Annotated in this window: 20 protein-coding genes; 11 read left to right on the top strand and 9 right to left on the bottom strand. The window is 70.8% G+C overall.

The genetic code is table 11. From position 1 onward, the window contains the following. Positions 1–59: 59 nt before the first annotated feature. Together ACFYXF_RS50345 and ACFYXF_RS50340 are read right to left on the bottom strand one after the other, a co-directional pair. Positions 60–542 carry an RNA polymerase sigma factor gene (locus tag ACFYXF_RS50345; protein WP_389360918.1) on the bottom strand — a complete coding sequence of 161 codons (483 nt, stop codon included), beginning with the start codon at positions 540–542 and terminating at the stop codon, positions 60–62. A gap of 146 nt (positions 543–688) precedes the next feature. Next, positions 689–1,354: a M15 family metallopeptidase gene (locus ACFYXF_RS50340; RefSeq protein WP_389360867.1), complete on the bottom strand. Its 666-nt coding sequence runs from the start codon at positions 1,352–1,354 to the stop codon at positions 689–691. A gap of 224 nt (positions 1,355–1,578) precedes the next feature. Between ACFYXF_RS50340 and ACFYXF_RS50335 the strand changes: the two genes are divergently transcribed. From ACFYXF_RS50335 to ACFYXF_RS50305, 7 genes are all read left to right on the top strand, one after another. Beyond that, on the top strand, positions 1,579–4,800 hold the full coding sequence (locus ACFYXF_RS50335; RefSeq protein WP_389360865.1) for a BTAD domain-containing putative transcriptional regulator: 3,222 nt from the start codon (positions 1,579–1,581) through the stop codon (positions 4,798–4,800). Between the two features lie 256 nt (positions 4,801–5,056). After that, positions 5,057–5,434: a hypothetical protein gene (locus tag ACFYXF_RS50330; protein WP_389360863.1), complete on the top strand. Its 378-nt coding sequence runs from the start codon at positions 5,057–5,059 to the stop codon at positions 5,432–5,434. A 37-nt stretch (positions 5,435–5,471) separates the two neighbouring features. Continuing rightward, a complete protein-coding gene (locus ACFYXF_RS50325) occupies positions 5,472–5,852 on the top strand; it encodes a hypothetical protein (protein ID WP_389360861.1) in 381 nt (126 codons plus the stop codon). A 332-nt stretch (positions 5,853–6,184) separates the two neighbouring features. Continuing rightward, positions 6,185–6,544, top strand: coding sequence for a cytidine deaminase (locus tag ACFYXF_RS50320; RefSeq protein WP_389360859.1), 360 nt, complete (start codon positions 6,185–6,187; stop codon positions 6,542–6,544). A gap of 264 nt (positions 6,545–6,808) precedes the next feature. Next, entirely contained in the window at positions 6,809–7,306 is a 498-nt protein-coding gene (locus ACFYXF_RS50315; protein ID WP_389360857.1) for a hypothetical protein, read from the top strand. Between the two features lie 259 nt (positions 7,307–7,565). Continuing rightward, entirely contained in the window at positions 7,566–8,894 is a 1,329-nt protein-coding gene (locus ACFYXF_RS50310) for a beta-xylosidase (RefSeq protein ID WP_389360916.1), read from the top strand. A gap of 154 nt (positions 8,895–9,048) precedes the next feature. Further along, entirely contained in the window at positions 9,049–10,029 is a 981-nt protein-coding gene (locus ACFYXF_RS50305; protein ID WP_389360914.1) for a WxL protein peptidoglycan domain-containing protein, read from the top strand. A 9-nt stretch (positions 10,030–10,038) separates the two neighbouring features. Here ACFYXF_RS50305 and ACFYXF_RS50300 read toward each other — a convergent pair whose 3' ends face one another. Further along, positions 10,039–10,377 carry a P-II family nitrogen regulator gene (locus tag ACFYXF_RS50300; protein WP_389360855.1) on the bottom strand — a complete coding sequence of 113 codons (339 nt, stop codon included), beginning with the start codon at positions 10,375–10,377 and terminating at the stop codon, positions 10,039–10,041. Between the two features lie 172 nt (positions 10,378–10,549). Here ACFYXF_RS50300 and era point away from each other — a divergent pair, with 172 nt between their 5' ends. Next, positions 10,550–11,533, top strand: a complete 984-nt coding sequence (gene era / locus ACFYXF_RS50295) for a GTPase Era (protein ID WP_369037567.1) — start codon at positions 10,550–10,552, stop codon at positions 11,531–11,533. A 496-nt stretch (positions 11,534–12,029) separates the two neighbouring features. Here the strand turns inward: era and ACFYXF_RS50290 are convergent, their stop codons facing one another. Then, positions 12,030–12,878 (bottom strand): helix-turn-helix transcriptional regulator, encoded by an 849-nt coding sequence (locus ACFYXF_RS50290; RefSeq protein ID WP_389360912.1) that lies wholly within the window; start codon positions 12,876–12,878, stop codon positions 12,030–12,032. Positions 12,879–13,051: 173 nt separating this feature from the next. Here ACFYXF_RS50290 and ACFYXF_RS50285 point away from each other — a divergent pair, with 173 nt between their 5' ends. Further along, positions 13,052–13,912, top strand: coding sequence for an NAD-dependent epimerase/dehydratase family protein (locus ACFYXF_RS50285; RefSeq protein ID WP_389360852.1), 861 nt, complete (start codon positions 13,052–13,054; stop codon positions 13,910–13,912). Between the two features lie 82 nt (positions 13,913–13,994). On the opposite strand, the gene ACFYXF_RS50280 is transcribed toward ACFYXF_RS50285, so the two are convergent. From ACFYXF_RS50280 to ACFYXF_RS50265, 4 genes are all read right to left on the bottom strand, one after another. Beyond that, entirely contained in the window at positions 13,995–15,251 is a 1,257-nt protein-coding gene (locus ACFYXF_RS50280; protein WP_389360850.1) for an MFS transporter, read from the bottom strand. Beyond that, on the bottom strand, positions 15,248–16,573 hold the full coding sequence (locus tag ACFYXF_RS50275; protein ID WP_389360847.1) for a GH1 family beta-glucosidase: 1,326 nt from the start codon (positions 16,571–16,573) through the stop codon (positions 15,248–15,250). The genes ACFYXF_RS50280 and ACFYXF_RS50275 overlap by 4 nt, the downstream gene beginning before the upstream one ends. A gap of 88 nt (positions 16,574–16,661) precedes the next feature. After that, the gene (locus ACFYXF_RS50270; RefSeq protein WP_389360845.1) at positions 16,662–16,928 is read right to left on the bottom strand and encodes a protealysin inhibitor emfourin; all 267 of its coding nucleotides are present in this window, start codon (positions 16,926–16,928) and stop codon (positions 16,662–16,664) included. A gap of 32 nt (positions 16,929–16,960) precedes the next feature. Continuing rightward, positions 16,961–18,028: a M4 family metallopeptidase gene (locus ACFYXF_RS50265; RefSeq protein WP_389360843.1), complete on the bottom strand. Its 1,068-nt coding sequence runs from the start codon at positions 18,026–18,028 to the stop codon at positions 16,961–16,963. Positions 18,029–18,364: 336 nt separating this feature from the next. Between ACFYXF_RS50265 and leuA the strand changes: the two genes are divergently transcribed. Together leuA and ACFYXF_RS50255 are read left to right on the top strand one after the other, a co-directional pair. Further along, complete coding sequence (leuA, locus tag ACFYXF_RS50260; protein ID WP_389360841.1) at positions 18,365–20,104, top strand: 2-isopropylmalate synthase; 1,740 nt, start codon at positions 18,365–18,367, stop codon at positions 20,102–20,104. 223 nt (positions 20,105–20,327) lie between these two features. After that, complete coding sequence (locus ACFYXF_RS50255; protein ID WP_389360839.1) at positions 20,328–21,050, top strand: TerB family tellurite resistance protein; 723 nt, start codon at positions 20,328–20,330, stop codon at positions 21,048–21,050. Between the two features lie 25 nt (positions 21,051–21,075). Here ACFYXF_RS50255 and ACFYXF_RS50250 read toward each other — a convergent pair whose 3' ends face one another. After that, positions 21,076–21,255, bottom strand: a complete 180-nt coding sequence (locus ACFYXF_RS50250) for a hypothetical protein (RefSeq protein ID WP_389360837.1) — start codon at positions 21,253–21,255, stop codon at positions 21,076–21,078. Between the last annotated feature and the right edge of the window lie 176 nt (positions 21,256–21,431).

Genomic DNA, 21,431 nt, shown 5'->3' with positions numbered 1-21,431 from the left:
CGTGCCGTCGTGGATCCGGTGGCCGCCGTCTTCGAGGAGATCGGCGCGGCGGCCGGTTCCTACGTGTCGAGTGCGGCGCGGATCTTGGCGAGACCGCGCATCCGGTTGCGCTGCACCGTGCCGCGGTGCGCGCCGAGCTGTTCCCCCGCCATGTCGTGGGTCAGGCCCTCGATGTCGACCAGGATCACGGCCGCCGCCTCCTTGGGGGACAGTCCGCGCAGCAGCGCGGCCGTCACCGCCTCGGCCTCCCGGCTCGCGAAGCCGCCGTCCCAGCCGCGTTCCGGCAGCCGGTCGGTGCAGCGCTCCTGGCGCGACGGATGCCGCCACAGGTCGCGCAGCAGGTTCAGCGCCGCCGCGCAGGTGTAGGCGTACGGCTGCTGCTGACGCGTCAGGGTGTGGGCACGCGCCCGGCGGGAGAGTCTCAGGTACGTCTCCTGGAGGAGGTCGTCGGCGTCGTGCGGATTGCCGGTCAGGGCCAGCAGCCGACGCCGCAGTCTCGGCATCACGGCGGTGAAGGCCTCGTCGAACTCGGCCGCGGTCATGTGGTCGGTGAAGACGGTCGTAGTCGTGGTGGTGGTTGCGGCGGTCTTGGACGACGTGGTCAGCGTCGTCTTTGCCGTCTTCGTCATCTTCGTCGATGTCGTGATGCAGGTGTTCTCCACGGTTTTCCCCCCGGGATCCGGCTGTCTCAGACTCTGCTTGGGCTCAGCGAGGCGGGTCCGTACTTCGCCGTCGGCGCCTTGGTCAGGAGCGCCCAGTACCGGTCTCCGTACGACCAGTGCCACCACTCGGTCGGGTAGTTGACGAACCCCGCCGCCGCCATGGCCCGGCCCATCGCCGCGCGGTTGGCCCGGGCCTCGGCGTCGATGTTGGCCGCGGCGGTGCGGCAGCCGCCCTCGCTCTCCTCGGGGGTGGCGTTGACCTCCGTACCGAGGAACAGCTCGGCACCGTCCTCGGTGCACAGCGTCAGGTCCACCGCGCCGCCGCTGACGTGCGGGGCGACCTCCGGGGGCGAGATGTACGCGCTGGCCAGCTCGCGTATCCGGTCCGGGCCGGCGTCCGGATGGGCCGTGCGCAGCGTCGCCGCGTACTCCTCGAAGTAGCGGCGCTGCAGCGCGGGCGGCCGGAAGCCCTCCACCATCAGCAGGCGGATGCCCGGGGGCAGCGCGTCCTGCGCGAGCAGGAGCCGGCGCAGGACGTCGGCTCGCAGATGGGCGTACGAGCCGTCGTTGTCGGCCTTCCGCGTGTCGACCCGCAGCGCGGCGACCTCCCGGGCGTCGACCAGGGGTTCACCGTTCTCGGTGACATGCGTGGAGGCGACCCGGGGGTCCGAAAGCAGGATGATGTCCGTCACGTTCACAGCGTGGACGCGGGCTCTGCAGGATCGATGCAGATCCTCTGCAGGACGCATGCAGCGCCCGGAACGAGCCACCCGCAGCGGAGACCCGGCGGGTTCCGGCCAACCCGTACTCCACACCGGTCTGCCGTGAAAAAGGGGAGGTCCGGTGTCGGGTATGACTGTCGGCGGGTGCCGGTAGGTTGTCCCCGACTGCGGGGACGTGAAAATCGGGGGACACGGTGGACGTCTGCCTTCTGGGTCCGGTCGAGGTGTCGAGCGGGGGACACCGGATCGCGTTGAACGGCGCCAAACCGACGGCGATCCTCGCGGCTCTCGTCGTCCATCTCGGTGAGGTGCTGTCCGCCGAGCGGCTGGTCGATCTGACGTGGGAGGAGGAGCCGCCCGCCACCGCGCGGGCGCTCGTCGCCTCGCACGTCTCCGGACTGCGCCGGGCCCTGGCCGGTACGGAGGGCGGCGACGCCATCCGCACCCGCTCCCCGGGTTACGTCGCCGAGTTCCCGCCCTCCGCCGTGGACGCACGGCGCTTCGAGGAGGCGTTCGCGGCAGGCCGGAAAGCGGCCGTCGAGGGGCGGGCCGAGGAAGCCGTCGACCTCCTGCGGGCGGCGTCGCGCCTGTGGCGTGGCCGGGACGCCCTGGAAGGGCTCGGCCAGTCCTTCGCCCGCGTCGAGGCCATGCGCCTGACGGAACTCCGGCTGGAGGCGAAGGAGTTCCGTTTCTCCGCCGAGCTGGACCTGGACCGCCGCACGGATCTCGTCTCCGAACTCGTCGCACACGTCGCCGCCCACCCCCTCAGGGAGCGCCCGCGCGGTCAGCTGATGACCGCCCTGTTCCGCACCGGCCGGATGCCCGACGCGCTGCGCTGCTACGACGAGGGCCGCCGGCTGCTCCGTACGGAACTGGGCGTGGACCCCGGCCCGGAACTGCGAGCCCTGCACCAGGCCCTGCTCCGCGCGGACACGACGGTGCTGGGGGCGCCGGCTCCCCGAAGGGCCGCGCCCGCGAGGGAGACACCCGTACCCGCGCGCGCGGAGGCGGCTCCCTCGCGCCCGGACGAGGACACGCCGTCGCACGACCACCGTCCCGAGCAGTCCCACCGGTCCGGGCAGTCCCACATTTCCGAGCGGTCCCACGACGGCACAGGCCGTCCGGCGCCCACCCAACTCCCTCCCGACGTCGCCGACTTCATCGGCCGCACCGAACAGACGGCCTGGGCGACCGCCCTGCTGGAGGAGGTGCGGAACCCGCTGCGCACCGCGCCGCCCATCGGGGTGATCTCCGGCCGTTCGGGCACCGGCAAGACCGCCCTGGCCGTCCACGTGGGCCATCGCACCGCCGCGCTCTTCCCCGACGGACAGCTCTTCGTGGACCTGCGTGCCTCGGACTCCGAGCCGGTACGCACCGCGGACGCCCTGGCCCGGCTGCTGCGCGCCCTCGGCGTGGACCCGGAGACCCCGGCGTACGACGAGGAGGACCTCCTCGGCCTGTACCGCACGCACATCGCGCGCCGCCGGGTCCTGCTCATCCTCGACAACGCCGTCAGCGAGGCCCTGCTGCGCCCGCTGCTCCCGCCGGGCGGCGGCTCGGCCGTGCTGATCACCGGCCGCCGTCGGCTCATCGCCCTGGAGGGCGCCTCCCACCTCGACCTGGGTGTGCCGTCCGAGACGGAGGCGGTGGACCTGCTGGCCCGCGTGGCCGGCCCGACGCGGCCCGCCATCGAGCCCGACCGGGCCGCCGAGATCGTCGCGCTGTGCGGTCGGCTCCCGCTCGCCGTCCGTGTCGCCGGCGCCCGTCTCGCCGCCCGCCCCCACTGGACACCGGCGCGGCTCGCGTCGCGCCTCCGGGACGAGCGCCGCCGCCTGGACGAACTTCAGGCGGGCGATCTGGAGGTGCGCGCGAGCCTCGGACTCGGCTACGCGGACCTGGACAAGCAGGAGCAGCGAGCCCTGCGCCGGCTGGCCCTGATGGATCTGCCCGACTTCGCCGCCTGGGTCGCCGGGCCGCTCCTCGACGTGAGCGAGGACGACGCGGAGGACGCGGTCGAACAGCTCGTGGACTGCCACTTCGTGGAGGTCGTGGGCACCGACGAGACGGGCAGCACGCGCTACCGCATCCACGACCTGGCGCGCGAGTACGCCCGGGAGCGCTGTCTGGCCGACGAGGCCCGGGAGGAACGGGAGACGGCGGTCCGCAGACTGGTCGACCGCTGGCTGGGCATGGCACGCAGCGCGGCGGCCTACGGGCCGGGCGGCGCGTCGCGGTTCCTCCCGGTCAACACGACGGACGGGTCGGCACAGGCCTCGGCCTCGGCCGAGTCGGTGTCACCGACGGAGCCGCTGATCTACCTGACGGGCGAGCCGGCCGCGTGGTTCGCGGCCGAACAGCAGTGTCTGCTGGCCGCGGTCACCCACTGCGCGGAGCACGGGATGTTCGACGCCGCCCGCGAACTCGCCGCGACCCTCATGGCCGCCTCCGTGGCGCTCTACAACCAGTTCGACGCCTGGTCCCGCTCCCACGACGTGGCCCTGGCGGCGGTGCGCCGGGGCGGGGATGTCGAGGGCGAGGCCCGGCTGCTGAACGGTCTCGGCCAACTCCGCCTGGAGCAGGACCGCTTCGACGAGGCCCACGCGTTCTTCGCGGCGGCACTGCGACTGTTCGAGGAGCGGTCCGTACGAACCGGCCGCGCGGACGCGTGGGCCGGTATGGGCGCGGCCCGCCGCGAACAGGCCCGCTTCGACGAGGCAATGACCCTGCTGACCTCGGCGCTCGGACAGTACCGGGAGCCGGAGGACAGCGCGTCCATGGCCCATGTGCTGTACGGCATCGGATCCGTGCACCGGGAACAGGGCCGCGACGACGAGGCATGGGAAGCCCTCTCCCGCGCACGGCGTCTGTACGTGACCGCCAGGGACCGGCACGGCGAGGCGCTCGCGCTGCGCTCACTGGGCCTGTGCCTCCGCGCGCGGGGTGAACTGCCGGGCGCGGAGACCCTGCTGCGGCAGGCCCTCGGCATCTTCGAGGAGACGGACGACGTCTTCGGCGTCATGTACGCCAGCCAGTCCCTCGCCAAGGTCGAGATCCGGCAGGGCAGGCCGGCCGAGGCCCGGCAGCGTCTCGACCGGTGTCTGGAGATCACCCGCGAGCGGCAGGACATGTTCGGCGAGGCCCTCGTCCTGCGCACCCTCGGCGAGTGGTACCTCGCCGGGTCCGACTGGGAGACCGCGACCGAGACCCTGCGCCAGGCTCTCGCCCTGTGGGACAAGCTCCAACTGCCGCTGTGGCGCGCCCGTACCCTGCGGGACCTGGCCCACGCCGCGCTGGCCCGGGGCGAGACAGCGGCAGGGCGGGAGCTCGAAGAGGAGGCGTTTGACGGCTTCCGCCGACTCGGCAGCCGTGAGGCGCTGGAAACGCCGGCCCGCGCGGCGAGCGATTCGGCCCGGTAGTCATACGAGGGGCGACCACCTCCCGTCGCCGAGGTGCACGGTGCGGCGAACGCGCGGCCCGTCGCGGTCGAGGCCGCGGCGATGGACTTCACGGAGGTCCATGTACATCACGGGGGACGAGCACCTGGCACACGTCAGTGACTACGAGTTCTGACCGAAGAAATTTGCGAAGGCGGCCCCCGCCACTGTCATACGGACGCGCCTCCCCTTCCGTCGTAGAGCCGAACAGGAAACATCCACGGCGAAGGGGAAAACAATGGCGAAGCGGTCCACCAGGCTGGCGGCGACGGGGCTGGCGCTCGGCGCGGCTCTCTCCCTCCTCGGCACCGCGGGCAGTGCGGAGGCCGCCGCGCAGGCCGTGAACACCACGGTCCAGGCCCACAGCAACATCCGTGAGGCCGCCACCACGAACAGCCGGCTCGTCGGCACCACCCAGTTCGAGAGCGTGGCGTACATCAGGTGCTACACGCGCGGCCAGTACGTGAAGGTCGGCAACTACGGCACCAACGTCTGGTACTTCGGCAACGCCTTCGACGACGACGCGTCACCGGCGCACGCCTACCTCAACGTGTGGATGTGGGGCGGCAACGTCAACGTGGGTGCCGACCCGTCCCCCGAGGTCGAGCCCTGCTGATTCCGCTGATTCCGCAACCGAACAGAGGAGCGCACTCATGACCAAGCGAAGTGTGTCGACCGCGGCCGCCGGGCTCGCGCTCGGCGCGGCCCTCTCCCTGCTCGGCACCGCCGGGACCGCCGAGGCCGCACCCACCGGCACCAACGCCTACCCGACGACCGTGCAGGCGAACAGCAACCTGCGCGCCGCCCCCAACACCGGCAGCCGGATCTGGGGCACCACGACGCGGGAGACCGAGGCAGGCGTCGAGTGCTACACGCGCGGCCAGTACGTGAAGGTCGGCAACTACGGCACCGACGTCTGGTACTTCGGCACGGTCATCGACTACGACATCGGCCACATCTACAGCAACGTGTGGATGTGGGGCGGCAATGTGAACGTGGGGGCCGACCCGGCGCCCGGCATCCCGGGCTGCTGACCGATCGACCCCGCCCGATCCCCTCGCCCCCGAGGTCTCCGTCCTGCACGGATGCCCGGGGGCGCGGTCGTGCCCGGGACGAGGCACAGCGCTGGTCCTAGTACGGCAGGATGCGGCCCGAGGGCGTCCTGCGGTCGATGGGGAGGTCGCGGGGCGAAGGAGCGCTGGGCCGACGGGTGACGCGGATGCGGGTCTGGCGGTTCATAACGCCTCCTCATGGCTCGCGGTTCCTGGGTCATGCCCTGATCGCCCGTGCCTGATACCTCTTCTTGTGTGACTTCCTTGTTGCAGGCACGCCCGGGTCGGGACAAACCCCTAAGTATGCTCGTGGCATGACCGACAGCAACGCGCCCGACCTCGACCCCGAGGACCGCAAGATCGTCACCCTCGCCCGCTCCGCCCGGGCCCGCAACGGCGTTCCCGAGGGGGCGGCCGTACGGGACGAGACCGGACGTACGTATGTCGCCGGGACCGTCGACCTCGACTCGCTGAAGCTGAGCGCGCTGCGGACCGCGGTGGCCATGGCGGTGGCATCCGGGGCGAAGTCGCTGGAGGCGGCGGCCGTCGTGAGCGTTGCCGACGGCGTTCCGGCGGAGGACCTGGCCGCTGTACGGGACTTGGGCGGGCCCGAGACCCCGGTGCACCTGGCCGCGCCGGACGGGGTGGTTCGCGTGACGGTGGCCGCGGGATGAGGTGAGTTCGGGGTGCCCTCGGCGGAGCCTGACGCCGAGGGTCTGTCTTCGGCCACTTTTACGGCCCCTTGGAAGAACCCGTAGAGCATCTCTTGCAATCGCGAGCAACCCACGCATCAATGGAACCCGTTCTTCCGACGGACCGTCAGATTCCACCGCGCGGCGCCCCGCACCCGCCCCGCGGTTGACCGCACCCGCCCGTCGACCCCCCACATCGCAATTCCCCACATGGCAATTCCCGTACCAGGGAAGGGAATCCGATCGATGACCAGCAAGACAGCACGTCCGTCCGCACGCAGACGGCTCGGTATCGGTGCGGTACTCGCGGCGGGCTCGCTCGCCACCACCGGACTGGCGTTCGCGCCCGCCGCCGCGGCAGTGGCCCCCACCTCCGCGACGGTCACCTACAGCTGCGGTCTGTTCGGCGGTGGCTCGACCGTGCTCACCGCCACTCAGGACGGCACCTCGGCCACCATCACCGTCAGTTCGAGTATCACCGCGCCGCTTCCCCTCGCGGCCGACTCGATCGCCTCCACGCTGACCCTGGCGAAGGCGACCGGCGGTACCACCGCCTTCACCGGTAACAAGAACCCGGCCACGGCCACCGGTGCCACGGTCACCGTCGGCCCGCTGACCGGCACCGTTGCCTCCGGCGACAGCCTGGAAGCGGGCGGCGGCACCCTCACGCTGGTGCTCTTCGGCATCACCGTGACCTGCACGCCGACCGGCAACCAGGCACCGGGACCGTTCGTCTACGAGTGACGGTCCGCCTCCCCGCACCGTTCCACACAGCGGCCGGCGTCGCTCGCCTCGCGGCGGCGTCGGCCGTTTCCGACTGGGAACGCACGGGTGCCCGACAGCGAACTGATGGTCCGTCAGTTCACTTTCCAGGGCGGCCCGTTATTTGGTGAGATTGCATTGACTTCTCACACAACCTGCACATCAATGGCCCCCGGTCGGCGCAGACGAGCCGCTGCGCCCGCATCCCTCAGAGGGGGCAACCATGGCCACCAAGGCAACCATGGGTTCGACCGGCCGAAGACGACGCTGGGCCGCGCTGCTCGGGGCGACCGCACTCGCGGTCACCACGGGCGGTGCGCTGGCCGTCCCGGCCGACGCGATCACCACGGCGTCCGCCGCCGTGGACTTCGCCACGCACTGCGTACCGCCGCCGATCACGGGCCTTCCGCCGATCGACGGCACCACCACCGCGCAGATCACGGTGGACAACACCACGCCCAAGGTCGGCGACACCGTCACCGTGAAGTACACGGTGGTCAAGCCGGCCGCCAGCAACCCCACCGATCTCCCGCTGCCCGCCGACATCATGACGCCCACCGGAAAGGTCACCCTGGGCGGAGCGCAGACAGGCGACTTCACCGTCGTGGGGCCCAAGAAGAACGACCCCGTTCCCGGTAAGGGAACCTTCTCGTCCTTCGAGATGACCGGCACCTTCACGGTCACCGCGCCCGGCGCGATCACCCTCTCGCCCGGCGACTACAACATCCACACCAGCTACATCCTTGAGCTGGACATCCCGTGCACGCTCGTCACCCCGCCCGCGCCCGTCTCCGAGACGATCACGGCCACGGACGGGACCCAGACCAACACCCGTGCCATCACGCTGGGTTCGGCCTCCGGGGCACCGGGCGCCGGGGTCACCGTGAACGGCGCCAACTTCACCCCCGGCGCCACGGTCACGCTCGCCGGCCGGTCCGGGGCCACCCAGACCGCCGACACCGCGACGGTGACCGCCGACTCCGCGGGCGCCTTCAGCGGCACCCTCACCGTCAACGACAAGACGACGACCGGGGTCGTGGCGTACGAGGGCAGTGCGTGGAGCGACACCAAGGGCTCCCCGCCCGCCGCCTACGTCGTCATCGACGACACACCCATTCCCGACAACAGCCAGAAGCTCACCACCACGGTCAAGGCGGGCAAGCTGTCCATGACCCAGGCCGGAGACGCCGTCCAACTGTCGGCGGTCAACTTCGGCAGCGGCGGGGCCTCCACCGGAGCCCTGCAGACGGTGACCGTCCAGGACTTCCGCGGCGGCCCCGCGGGCTGGTCGCTGACGGGCAAGGTCACCGACTTCACCGGTCCCGGCGCCAAGATCGAGGCGGGCAAGCTGAGTTGGACCCCGGCGTGTGCGACCAAGGCCGGAAGTCCGAGCACCTGCCAGGCCGGTTCCGCCGGTGCCGTGGGGAGTTCGGGAGCCACCCTGGCCTCCGCACCCGACGGCACGCTCACCGGCGGTGAGTTCACCGTCGACGCCGGACTGTCCCTGAACGTACCGGCGTTCACCCCGCCGGGCACGTACTCGGGCGTACTCACCCTCACGCTCACCTGAACAACGTTCGCCTGAACGGCTGTTCGTCATCCGGTGGCCGGGCGCGCACCCGCCCGACCGCTCCGGCCGTCCCGTCCGTGGGGGGTCCGCACCCATGTTGCTCCCGATGTCGCTCCCGATACGCAGCAAGCCGTACGCCCTTCTCGCACTCCTGATGGCGGTGCTCGGTACGTCACTCCTGACGCCCGCGCCCGCCCGCGCCGCCGACAACGGCAGCTGGTCGGTCTTCCCCGCCGCGTCGGCCGTGGCGCAGCGCCCGTACTTCTATCTCTCCGCCGATCCCGGTACGGCCGTCGAAGACAAGGTCACCATCGCCAACAAGACGGACAAGCCGCTCACCTTCCGGCTGTACGCGGCCGACGCCTACAACACCGCCCGCGACGGCGGGTTCGCGGTACGCACCCTCGACGAGAAGCAGCGCGGCGTCGGCGCCTGGGCGCGGCCCGCGAAGTCCCGGGTCACCGTGCCCCCGCACAAGTCGGTCACCGTGCCCTTCACCCTCCGGGTGCCCGAACGGGCCGAACCCGGCGACCACGTGGGCGCGTTGGTCGCCCTCGACGAACGGATCGACGCGGGCGACGGTTCGCTGGCCCTCGGGGTGCGGCGGGCGGTCGGGGCGCGGCTCTATCTGCGGGTGAGCGGTCCGGCCGTCTCCGCGCTAGCCGTCGAGAAGGTCCGCATCAGCCACGACCAGCCGCTCGTCCCGGGCCTCGGCGACAGCACGGCGACGATCTCGTACACCCTCCACAACACCGGGAACGTCACCCTCGACCCCCGGGTGGAGCTACGGGCCCAGGGCCTGTTCGGCCGCACACTGCTCACCCGCGACCTGACGAAAATCCCCTCCGAGCTGCTGCCCGGCCAACGAGTCCACCTCACCGAACCCTGGCACGACGCCCCCCAACTCGACTGGGGCGACATCACGTTGACGGCGTCCGCCAAGGACACCAGGGAGTCGGCGAGCGTGTCCTTCTTCGCCCTGCCGTGGCTGATGGCGGTGGTGCTGGTGGTGTTCGGGGCGGTGGGGACGGTGTTGGTGGTGAGGGCCCGCGCCCGAAAGGGGCGCGGGGAACTGCGCGACCAGACACAACGGCGCACCACCGAACCGACAACCCCCAGCGCCACTTCCAGCTGAGCGCCCGCCTCAGAGGGCGTCGGGCCCGCGCTCCCCCGTCCGCACCCGCACGACGGAGTCGACCGGCAACACCCACACCTTGCCGTCCCCGATCTTCCCCGTCCGCGCAGCCTTGACGATCGCGTCGACGGCCGCGTCGGCGTCCCCGTCGTCGACGGCGACCTCGATCCGGACCTTGGGCACGAGGTCGACCTGGTACTCGGCACCGCGGTACACCTCGGTGTGCCCGCGCTGACGCCCGTACCCACTGGCCTCGGTCACGGTCAGACCGTGCACCCCGAGTTCCTGGAGCGCGGTCTTGACCTCGTCGAGGCGGTACGGCTTGACGATCGCGGTGATGAGCTTCATGCCTGGCTTTGACCTTCTGCGCGGGAGAGGGACGACGGAGGACGGGACCGGGACGCCGTGATCGTATGCCGGTCCGGGCGTGTGCCGTAAGGCCGATGCCGGTGTGTTCCCAGGCCGTCGCGGGGCCGGTGCGGGGGCTCGGCGTGCGGCGGGTCTCCGTGGATCAGGGACAATGGGCGCCATGAGTGTTCGTACCCCGTCATCCGAGCCGTCCGAGCCGTCCGTGCCGTCGAAGGCATCGGGCGCGCACCGCGCCGGCTTCGCCTGCTTCGTGGGCCGCCCGAATGCGGGCAAGTCCACCCTTACGAACGCTCTGGTCGGCCAGAAGGTGGCGATCACCGCCGACCAGCCGCAGACGACGCGGCACACGGTACGGGGCATCGTGCACCGCCCGGACGCGCAGCTGATCCTGGTGGACACCCCGGGGCTGCACAAGCCGCGCACGCTGCTGGGCGAACGCCTGAACGACGTGGTGCGGACGACGTGGGCGGAGGTCGACGTCATCGGGTTCTGTCTCCCGGCGAACGAGAAGCTCGGTCCCGGTGACCGTTTCATCGCGAAGGAACTGGCGGCGATCAAGAAGACGCCGAAGATCGCGATCGTGACGAAGACGGATCTGGTGGAGAGCAAGGCGCTGGCCGAGCAGCTCATCGCGATCGATCAGCTCGGGCGTGAGCTGGGGTTCGAGTGGGCGGAGATCGTGCCGGTGTCGGCGGTGGCCGACCAGCAGGTGGACCTGTTGGCCGACCTGCTCGTCCCGCTGCTCCCCGAGGGGCCGGCGCTCTACCCGGAGGGTGACCTCACGGACGAGCCGGAGCAGGTGATGATCGCGGAGCTGATCCGGGAGGCGGCGCTGGAGGGTGTACGGGACGAGCTGCCCCACTCGATCGCGGTCGTGGTCGAGGAGATGCTGCCCCGCGAGGACCGCCCCGCCGACAAGCCCCTCCTCGACATCCACGCGTTCGTCTACATCGAGCGGCCCAGCCAGAAGGGCATCATCATCGGCCCGAAGGGGCAGCGGCTGAAGCAGGTCGGTATCAAGAGCCGGAAGCAGATCGAGGCGCTGCTGGGTACGCCGGTCTTCCTGGACCTCCACGTAAAGGTCGCGAAGGACTGGCAAAGGGACCCACGCCAGCTGCGCAAACTGGGCTTCTGAGAGCATTTCCTCGCCCCCGCCGCCCCTACCCGTTCCCATCCTTCTGGGGGCTGCCGCCCCCAGACCCCCGCCATCGGCCTGAACGGCCTCGTCCTCAAACGTCGGACGGGCTGGAGGGGGCCCTCCGTCCTCAAGCGTCGGACGGGCTGGAGGGTGGCCCTCTGTCCTCAAACGTCGGACGGGCTGGAGGGGGCCCTCCGTCCTCAAGCGTCGGACGGGCTGGAGGGTGGCCCCCCGTCCTCAAGCGCCGGACGGGCTGGAATGCCCGGGTCGGTGCTGAAGTGCGGTGGGGGTGGGTGGGTGGGGAAAAGGGGTGGGCTGAGCGCGGTTGTCCTCGGGCGTGGGCCGGGGCTTGGTCTTTCAGCACCGGCCGGCACCCCCACTCAGCCCGTCCGGCGTTTGAGGACAAAGGGGGGTCTGGGGGCACAGCCCCCAGAAGGATGGGACGGGTAGGGGCGGCGGGGGCGAAAAAACCCTTCGACCGCCCCCTCACCCCTCACCCCTCGCTCCGCGAAAGATCCTGCACCCCCACCACCCGCAGCAACCGCAACCGCTCGTACGACTCCGTCCCCGGCCGAGCCGTATGCACGATCAGCAACTGCCGATGATCGTGCGCCAGCAGGATCTCGCAGTCCAGCTCCAGCAACCCCACCACCGGATGCACGAACCGCTTCGTCGCAGCCCGCCGCACCGCCACCTCATGCGACTCCCACAGCCGAGCGAACTCCGCACTCCCCGCCCGCAGTTCGGCCACCAGCGCCGCAGGCACAGGATCGTCGGGCCGGGCCGCCGCGACCGCCCGCAGATTCGCCACATGACTGCGTGCGTGCTCGGCGAAGTCCTCCGGTGGGACCAGCGCCCGCCCGGCCGGGTCCAGGAAGAACCGCCGTACCAGGTTCCGCTCCCGGGGCGGCCGGGCCGACACGTCCCCCGACAACGCGCACGCCATCGCGTTCTGCGCCAGCACCTCACCGCAGTCGGTGATCACCTGCGCCGGGGTGTCGTGCAGCCGGTCGAGGATCAGCAGCAGCCCCGGCCGTACGTGCCCGGACACGCTCTCGCGCCGGGGCGGTTCCTGGCCGGCCAGGTGGAACAGGTGGTCCCGTTCGTCGTCGGTGAGGCGCAGGGCCCGGGCCAGGGCGGCCAGCATCTGGCGGGACGGGCGCGGGCCCCGGGACCGTTCCAGGCGGGTGTAGTAGTCCACCGACATCCCGGCGAGCGACGCCACCTCCTCGCGGCGCAGACCGGGCGTACGACGCCGGGCGCCGGGCGCGAGCCCCACCGCGGCGGGATCCAGCCGGGCCCGCCCACGGCGCAGGAAGTCGGCGAGTTCGCCCCGGTTCACCACGTCGGTCACCACGCAGATCGCTCCTCTCACACCTCTCCTCCCCAGCGTGGCCGAGCCCGTCCGACTTATCCAGGGCCCGCCGATCCCCTGAAAGACGGGTCTCTCCCGGTCGCCCCGCCACCGCCCCAGAGTGATGGCACCGCAAGGAGAACAAGCGAGAGGTGCAGATCATGCTGACGTTGGTGACAGGCACGACGGGACAGGTCGGCCGGCGCTTCGTGCCGAGGCTGCTGGCGCAGAGCCGGCCGGGGGAGCGGGTACGGATCCTGGTGCGCGACGAGGCTCGGGCGGAGCGGTTCGCGGAACTGGGCGCCGAGGTCGTGCTCGGCGACCTGCGGGACCCGGAGGCGCTCGGCAAGGCGGTGGCCGGGGTGGACGCGGTCGTGAACGTCGCCGCCTCCTTCCGCGGGGTCCCGGACGAGGAGGCGTGGGCCGTCAACCGGGACGCGGCCGTGGAACTGGGCCGGGCGGCGCTGGCCTCCGGCGTACGACGGTTCGTGCAGGTCAGCACGGGGATGGTGTACGGCACCGGCAGGGGCCGCCCGTTGGTCGAGGAGGACGAGATCCGGCCCGGCGGCATGATGTGGGGCGCGTACAACGAGTCCAAGGCGGAGGCCGAACGGGAACTGCTCGCCTTGGACGGCGAGGACATGGACGTACGCGTCGGCCGGCTCCCCTTCGTCTACGGCGAGGGCGATCCGCATCTGGCCCAGTCCCTGGTGTGGGCCGCGAACTGGGCGGCGGCCCAGCGGCTCCAGATGGCCCACCACGCGGACGTCGCCCAGGGCCTGCTGCGGCTCCTGCACGCGCCCGGAGTCGCGGGCCGTATCTACAACATCGCCGACGACGCCCCCGTCACGACGCTCGAGATCCACCAGCTCAACGGCGTCGAGCTCCCCGCCGAGGCCCACACCCGCACGGACCCCGACCCCTGGTTCGGGATCATGTCCACCGAACGCATCCGCCGAGACCTCGGCTACCGCCCGCTGTACCCGACCGTCTGGGCGGCCCGGGACGCGGGCGCGCTCTGAACCATCCGAACGCTCAGAACCATCCGAACGCTCAGAGCCGTCCGGACGCTCAGAACCGTCCGAACGCTCAGAGCCGTCCGGACTAGTCGACCCCCCTGATCCGCCCCACCAGCACCGCCCCCGCCAGCCCGATCACCGCCGCCACCAGATACAGCACCCGGTATCCGCCCAGGTAGGTGACGATCGGCGCGGCGAGGGCGGGTGCCGCGACCTGGGGCAGGGCGTTGGCCACGTTGATGACGCCCAGGTCCTTGCCCCGGTCCAGGGCCTTCGGCAGTACGTCCGTCATCAGGGCGAAGTCGACCGACGTGAACACCCCGAAGCCGATCCCGAGGACCGCCGCCGCGACGATCGCCCCCGGCCAGGTCTGCCAGCCGGCCAGCGCGGCCGTCGCCACCGCCATCAGCACTCCCGACCAGATCACGAACGGTTTGCGACGGCCCACCCGGTCCGACCAGACCCCGCCGACGACGACCGTGGCGAGCAGCGTCACGCTGTTCACCGCCGTCAGGATGAGCACGCCCTGCTCGGGGTCGGAGTAGTCGAGGCGGTCGCGCAGGTAGTACAGGAGGTACAGCAGCACCAGCGCGTTGCTCAGATTGATCAGGAACCGGGTCAGCCAGGCCCAGCCCAGGTCCGGATAGCGACGCGGGCTCAGCCAGAACCCGGCGAGAAAGGTCCGCCAAGCCCACACCGGCCGGTCCTCGACCGCGAGCCGCAGATCCCCGTGCCGGAGCACGTACGGCAGCACACCCAGCAGCGTGAACGCCGCGCACGCCGTATATCCCGCGCCCACGCCTCCGGCCGCCGTCGCCAGACCCGTACCGCCCACCACCCCCAGAATCTGGGCCGCGCCCAACCAGCCGCCCACAGAGCCCCGTTGGAGCCGGGGCACCCGGTCGGGGACGGCGGCCGTGACGGCGGCGAAGGCCGCGTTCAGGGTCAGCTGGACCAGACACCAGCCGGCCACCATCGTCCACAGCCCGCCCGCACCCGCGAGCAGCAGCAACGACACCGCCCCGCCCGCCGCCCCGCCCACGATCCACGGCGTACGGCGCCCCCACCGCGAGGTCGTACGGTCCGACAGCGCACCGAAGAACGGGTTCGCCACCAGCGACACCAGGGCACCCGCCCCCGCCACCCACGCCAGCAGGGTCTCCTTCGACATCCCGGTGCCGGGCGCGAAGTCCTCGGCCTGGGAGGCGAGCAGGATCTGCAGCGGCCCGAACCAGCCCACCCAGACAGCCCCGTTGGCGAGCGACAGCGAGGCGGTCCACCCCCGCCCGACCCGCTCGACGGGCTCGGCGAGGGCGCCCGGGGAGGGGGAGACCTCAGTCATCTCTGCGCTCGCAACAGGTCCCTGAACCAGGCGTACGACGCCTTGGGCGTCCGGGTGAGAGTCTCAGGGTTCTCGAAGTCCACGTGCACCAGCCCGAACCGCCGCGCATACCCCTCCGCCCACTCGAAGTTGTCCAGCAGCGACCACACGAAGTAGCCGCGCACATCCACGCCCGCCTCCACCGCCCGGTGCAGCGCCCGGACATGACCGTCCAGGTACGCGATCCGCTCCTGGTCGTCGAGCCCCTCGTACGAGCAGCCGTTCTCGGTGATGACTACGGGCGGCAGCCGGTCGCCGTAGCGGTCCCGGAAGGTGGTGAGCAGCTCGGTCAGGCCCTCCGGTACGACGGGCCAGCCGAAGTCCGTCACCGGCACGCCCTCGATCTCCTGGACGGAGAAGGGGAGTTCGGCCGGGATCGTCAGCCCGCCGAACTCGATGTCGGCGCCCTGAGGTGCGCCCACCTTGGTCGGCGAGTAGTAGTTGACGCCGTAGAAGTCGAGCGGTTCCCCGATGATCTTGAGGTCCGACTCCACGTCGCCCGGCATCAAGTCGCCGATCCCGTCCGGGTATTGGCCCAGCAGCACCGGGTCGGCGAACAGCCGGTTGAGGAGCAGGTCGTAGAACTCGGCCGCCTCCAGGTCCGGTTGGTCCTGCGAGGCCGGCCAGGTCGGCCCGTGCGAGTTGGCGATCCCGATGTCCGTGGCACCGGCGGCGCGCAGTGCCCGTACCGCCAGACCGTGGCCCAGGAGTTGGTGGTGGGCGGCCGGCAGCGCGTCGAACATCAGCTGCTTGCCCGGCGCGTGCGCGCCCAACGCGTGCCCGAACAGGGTGTGTTCGGCGGGCTCGTTGATCGTGATCCACTTCTTCACGCGGTCGCCGAGCCGTTCCGCGACGACGGACACGTACTCGGCGAACCGGGACGCCGTGTCCCGCTCCAGCCAGTCCAGGCTCGTCGGCAGGTCCCAGTGGAAGAGGGTCGGGACGGGACGTACGCCCGCCGCGACCAGCTCGTCCACCAGCCGGTCGTAGAAGTCCAGGCCGCCGGGGGAGTTCACCCGGGGCCAGGAGATGGAGAAGCGGTACGCGTCCACGCCGAGGCCGGCCAGCAGGGCCACGTCCTCGGGATAGCGGTGGAAGTGGTCGCAGGCCACCGCGGCCGTCGAGCCGTCCTTCACACGCCCGGGCTCGGCCGTGAAGGCGTCCCACACGGACGCTTCACGCTGGTCCACCGCCCCCTCGATCTGATGCGCGGAGGTGGACACGCCCCACAGGAAGCCGGCCGGGAACTGGGGTATCGGGTTGGTCGCCATGCGCCGGATCATGGGTACCGGGGGTAAGGGGTGTCAACGGCCGGGAGTGAACACGCGGTTACGCGCCGCTCGCCGGTACCCTCGACACCCGTTACGCCCCTTACGCCCCTTCCTTCAACACCCTTGAGATCAGCTTCCGTTGCTCCTCCGTGAGCCGGGGATCGGCGCAGTACACCGTCTTCCCGTCCACCGTGAGTTCGTAGCTGAAGCCGTCCGGCACCCCGATCGGGCGGACGCCCCGGCCGGCGGAGACCGCCTTCTCGGCCAGGGCGTGCCACTCGTGGGCATCGGGGCGACCCGAGGTGTCCACCTGGGCGCGCCGCTCGATGCCCGCGAATCCGCCTGTGCGTCGTACCTGAATACGCATGGCTCTTTTCTAGTACGGAACCGTCGCCGGGCCTACCGGGTCGGCACCCCGACCTGCTCCCATGCCTTCAGTACGGCCTGGAGTTCCTCGCCGTCGTTGAAGCGGTCCTTGGCCGCCGCGACCGTCAGCTTGGCGAAGTCCGCGAAACTGGCCTGCGCGTACAGCTCGCCGCCGGTCAGCACGTCGTACCAGATCTGGCCGGCCTTCTCCCAGGCGTTGCCGCCGAGGGTGGTGGCCGCGAGGTAGAAGGCGTGGTTGGGGATGCCGCTGTTGATGTGGACACCGCCGTTGTCGCGGCCGGTGCGGACGTAGTCGTCCATCGTCGCGGGCTGCGGGTCCTTGCCGAGCACGTCGTCGTCGTACGCCGTGCCCGGAGCCTTCATCGAGCGCAGGGCCTCGCCGGTGACGCGCGGGGCGAGCAGGCCCGCGCCGATCAGCCAGTCGGCCTGGTCGGCGGACTGGCCGAGCGAGTACTGCTTGATGAGCGAGCCGAAGACGTCCGACATGGACTCGTTGAGCGCGCCCGGCTGGCCGAAGTACGTCAGGTTGGCCGTGTACTGCGTGACGCCGTGGGTCAGCTCGTGGCCGATGACGTCGATGGGGAGGGTGAAGTCGAGGAAGATCTCGCCGTCGCCGTCGCCGAACACCATCTGCTCGCCGTTCCAGAAGGCGTTGCCGTAGTCCTCGTCGAAGTGGACGGTGGCGTCCAGCGGCAGACCCTCACCGTTGATCGAGTTGCGGCCGTACACCTTCAGGAAGAGGTCGAAGGTGGCACCGAGGCCGGCGTAGGCGCGGTTCACGGTGGCGTCCTGGCCCGGGTCGGAACCCTCGGAGCGGACCAGCGTGCCGGGCAGGTCCTGGCGGTGCTCGGCGTCGTAGATGGACCGCAGCGGCTTCTCGTCCGCCAGGGGCGCCGCGGCCACGGCGGGTGCGCCCAGGACCGTGGTCAGGCGGCGGTGGGTGCGCTGGTAGGCGTCGCGCTCCAGGGTGCGGCGGGCGGGACCGGCGAGCACCGGGTCGTCGGCCTGGGCCACCTTGTCGAGGACGTGCGGCGGGATGATCGTGCAGAAGACGGGCTCAAAGCCCCCGTTGGTCGTCATGCCCGGCACCCTTGCACCACGTCATGGGGCTGTCACTACCCGCAACCATGATTGGTGAAATACCGGGATAAGGAGCCCACGATTCGGTGACAGAGTGGTATGGCGCACTTTTTGCCCCTTTCGTTCCTCCGCTCCCGCATACTGACAGTCCCGCATAGTGATACAGGCCCGCGCCCCCGGCGCGGCTCGGCTAGCATGCTTCGCATCATGCGTATCGGGCTGCTCCTCCTTAGCTGCCGCGGCGAGGGCCTGTAAGTCGAGGCCGACCCCCTCCCCGCGGAGTCTGGCGTTGCGCCGTCGGCCGTCCTTCAGGACACCACGAGGAGCCCACGCATCATGGCAAGCAGTCAGAGCCGCGCCAATCGCCAGCAGCCCAGTTCCATGCCGATCCACAAGTACGGCGAGTACGAGCAGGTCGACATCCCCGACCGCACCTGGCCGGACAACCGGATCACCGTCGCTCCTCGCTGGCTCTCCACCGACCTGCGCGACGGCAACCAGTCCCTGATCGACCCGATGTCGCCCGAGCGCAAGCGCCGGATGTTCGACCAGCTGGTCAAGATGGGCTACAAGGAGATCGAGGTCGGCTTCCCGGCCTCGGGACAGACCGACTTCGACTTCGTCCGCTCCATCATCGAGGAGCCGGGGGTCATCCCCGACGACGTCACCATCTCCGTACTGACCCAGGCCCGCGAGGACCTGATCGAGCGGACCGTGGAGTCGCTGAAGGGCGCCAAGCGCGCCAACGTCCACCTCTACAACGCGACCGCGCCCGTCTTCCGCCGTGTCGTCTTCCGCGGCTCCAAGGACCAGATCAAGCAGATCGCCGTCGACGGCACCCGCCTGGTCATGGAGTACGCCGAGAAACTGCTGGGCCCCGAGACGGAGTTCGGCTACCAGTACAGCCCCGAGATCTTCACCGACACCGAGCTGGACTTCGCGCTGGAGGTCTGCGAGGCGGTCATGGACGTCTGGCAGCCCGGCCCGGGCCGCGAGATCATCCTCAACCTGCCCGCCACGGTGGAGCGTTCGACCCCGTCGACGCACGCGGACCGCTTCGAGTGGATGGGCCGCAACCTGACCCGCCGTGAGCACGTCGTCCTCTCCATCCACCCGCACAACGACCGCGGTACGGCCGTCGCCGCCGCCGAACTGGCCCTGATGGCCGGCGCCGACCGCGTCGAGGGCTGTCTGTTCGGCCAGGGCGAGCGCACCGGCAACGTCGACCTGGTCACCCTGGGCATGAACCTGTTCTCGCAGGGCGTCGACCCTCAGATCGACTTCTCCGACATCGACGAGATCCGTCGTACGTGGGAGTACTGCAACCAGATGGAGGTCCACCCGCGCCACCCGTACGTGGGCGACCTGGTCTACACGTCCTTCTCCGGCTCCCACCAGGACGCCATCAAGAAGGGCTTCGACGCCATGGAGGCCGACGCGAAGGCCAAGGGCGTCACCGTCGACGACATCGAGTGGGCGGTCCCGTACCTGCCGATCGACCCGAAGGACGTCGGCCGGTCCTACGAGGCCGTGATCCGGGTCAACTCCCAGTCGGGCAAGGGCGGCATCGCGTACGTCCTGAAGAACGACCACAAGCTGGACCTGCCGCGCCGGATGCAGATCGAGTTCTCGAAGATCATCCAGGCGAAGACGGACGCCGAGGGCGGCGAGGTCACCGGCGCCGACATCTGGACGGTCTTCCGGGACGAGTACCTGCCCAACCCCGAGAACCCCTGGGGCCGTATCCAGGTCAGCACCAACCAGTCGACCACCGACAAGGACGGCGTGGACACCCTCACCGTCGAGGCCGAGGTCGACGGTGTCGAGACCACCCTGGTGGGCACGGGCAACGGCCCGATCTCGGCGTTCTTCCACGCCCTGCAGGGCCTGGGCATCGACGCGCGGCTCCTGGACTACTCCGAGCACACGATGAGCGAGGGCGCCTCCGCGCAGGCCGCCTCCTACATCGAGGTCGCCATCGACGACAAGGTCCTGTGGGGCATCGGCATCGACGCCAACACGACCCGCGCCTCCCTGAAGGCGGTCGTCTCCGCCGTCAACCGCGCCGGCCGCTGACTCACCCGACCGGTTGGTTTCAGGCCCCGTCCGCCCTCCGTGGCGGGCGGGGCCGCCGTCGTATACCGGCCAAACCAAGGGTGGGTCATGGGCAGGTCTGGTCCTGGGTACTGACTCCGCATCAACAATGTGGCTAACATCACGCCTGCGCGGCAGTGTTGCCGGTGGGGGTACCTCCCGCGCCCTGCAACAGGCAGTGGGGGGTAGCTACCGGAGGTGCGACGTGCTCCCAGGACAGGGACGAGGCAGCCGAGACGGTCGTGGCGTACGCGTCGTGCGCAGAGGCCGGACAGCACGCGTCCTGGGCTCCCGAACGGTCTGGACAGGCGTCGGTGACGGCGAGTTCTTCTGCCCCGGCTGCGGCGGGGACCGCAACTACCAGCGTCTGACCGGCCGCCGCCGCTTCACACTCCTCGGCGTACCGGTCCTGCCACGCGGCGAGACCGGCCCGGTCGTCGAATGCGCGGCCTGCCAACGGCACTTCGGGACGGACGTCCTCGACCACCCCACCACGACCCGCTTCTCCGCGATGCTCCGCGACGCGGTCCACACGGTCGCCCTCGCGGTCCTCGCCGCCGGCGGCACCCACGCCCGCCACACCCTGGAGACAGCGGTGACGGGCGTCCGCGCGGCCGGCTTCGACGACTGTACGGAGGACCAGCTCGCGGCCCTGGTGGAGGCCCTCGCCGCCGACACGGGCCGTCTCTTCGGGCCCCCGTGCGGTCCCGGCCTCGCCATAGAACTGCACGAGGCGCTGGACCCACTGGCCCCGCACCTGGCTGCCCCCGGCCGAGAATCGATCCTGCTCCAGGGCGCCCGCATCGCCCTGGCCGACGGCCCGTACACCCCGGCGGAACGCGACGTCCTGACGACGGTCGGCGCGGCGCTGACGATCTGCGGGGAGGATGTGACCCGGCTGCTGGCGGCGGCGCGTACGCCGTCCTGAAGCGTGCCGCGGAAGACCGGTTCCGTCAGCGCCTGCGGCTGGACCGGCCGGACCAGCCACTTCCGATCCCCGCGACGTGCAGGGCCAGGACCATCAGGCCGAGCAGCATGACGTTCGTGGAAGTGAAGGCGTCGTTCGTCGAGATCTCGGCCGCGTTGATCAGGAACGCGACGAAGAACAGTACTGCTGCGGCTATACCAAGCATGGGACGGTTCCTCTCAAAGGGTAGACCCCGGGTGCCCCATCGCTCGGTTCGTACTCCCGGGGGAGTAGTCCGGCCCCCGTGTCACCCCCGGCAGTAGCCCCGAACTCGCCCTCCCGCGCGACGAATCGGCCCCCGTACGACGGAATTCTGGTGAACGTCAGCCAGAAGTCCGGACG

This window comes from Streptomyces sp. NPDC002680 (assembly GCF_042889145.1).
GTDB classification, from domain to species: domain Bacteria; phylum Actinomycetota; class Actinomycetes; order Streptomycetales; family Streptomycetaceae; genus Streptomyces; species Streptomyces adonidis.
This window is presented reverse-complemented; position numbering and strand designations above follow the sequence as displayed.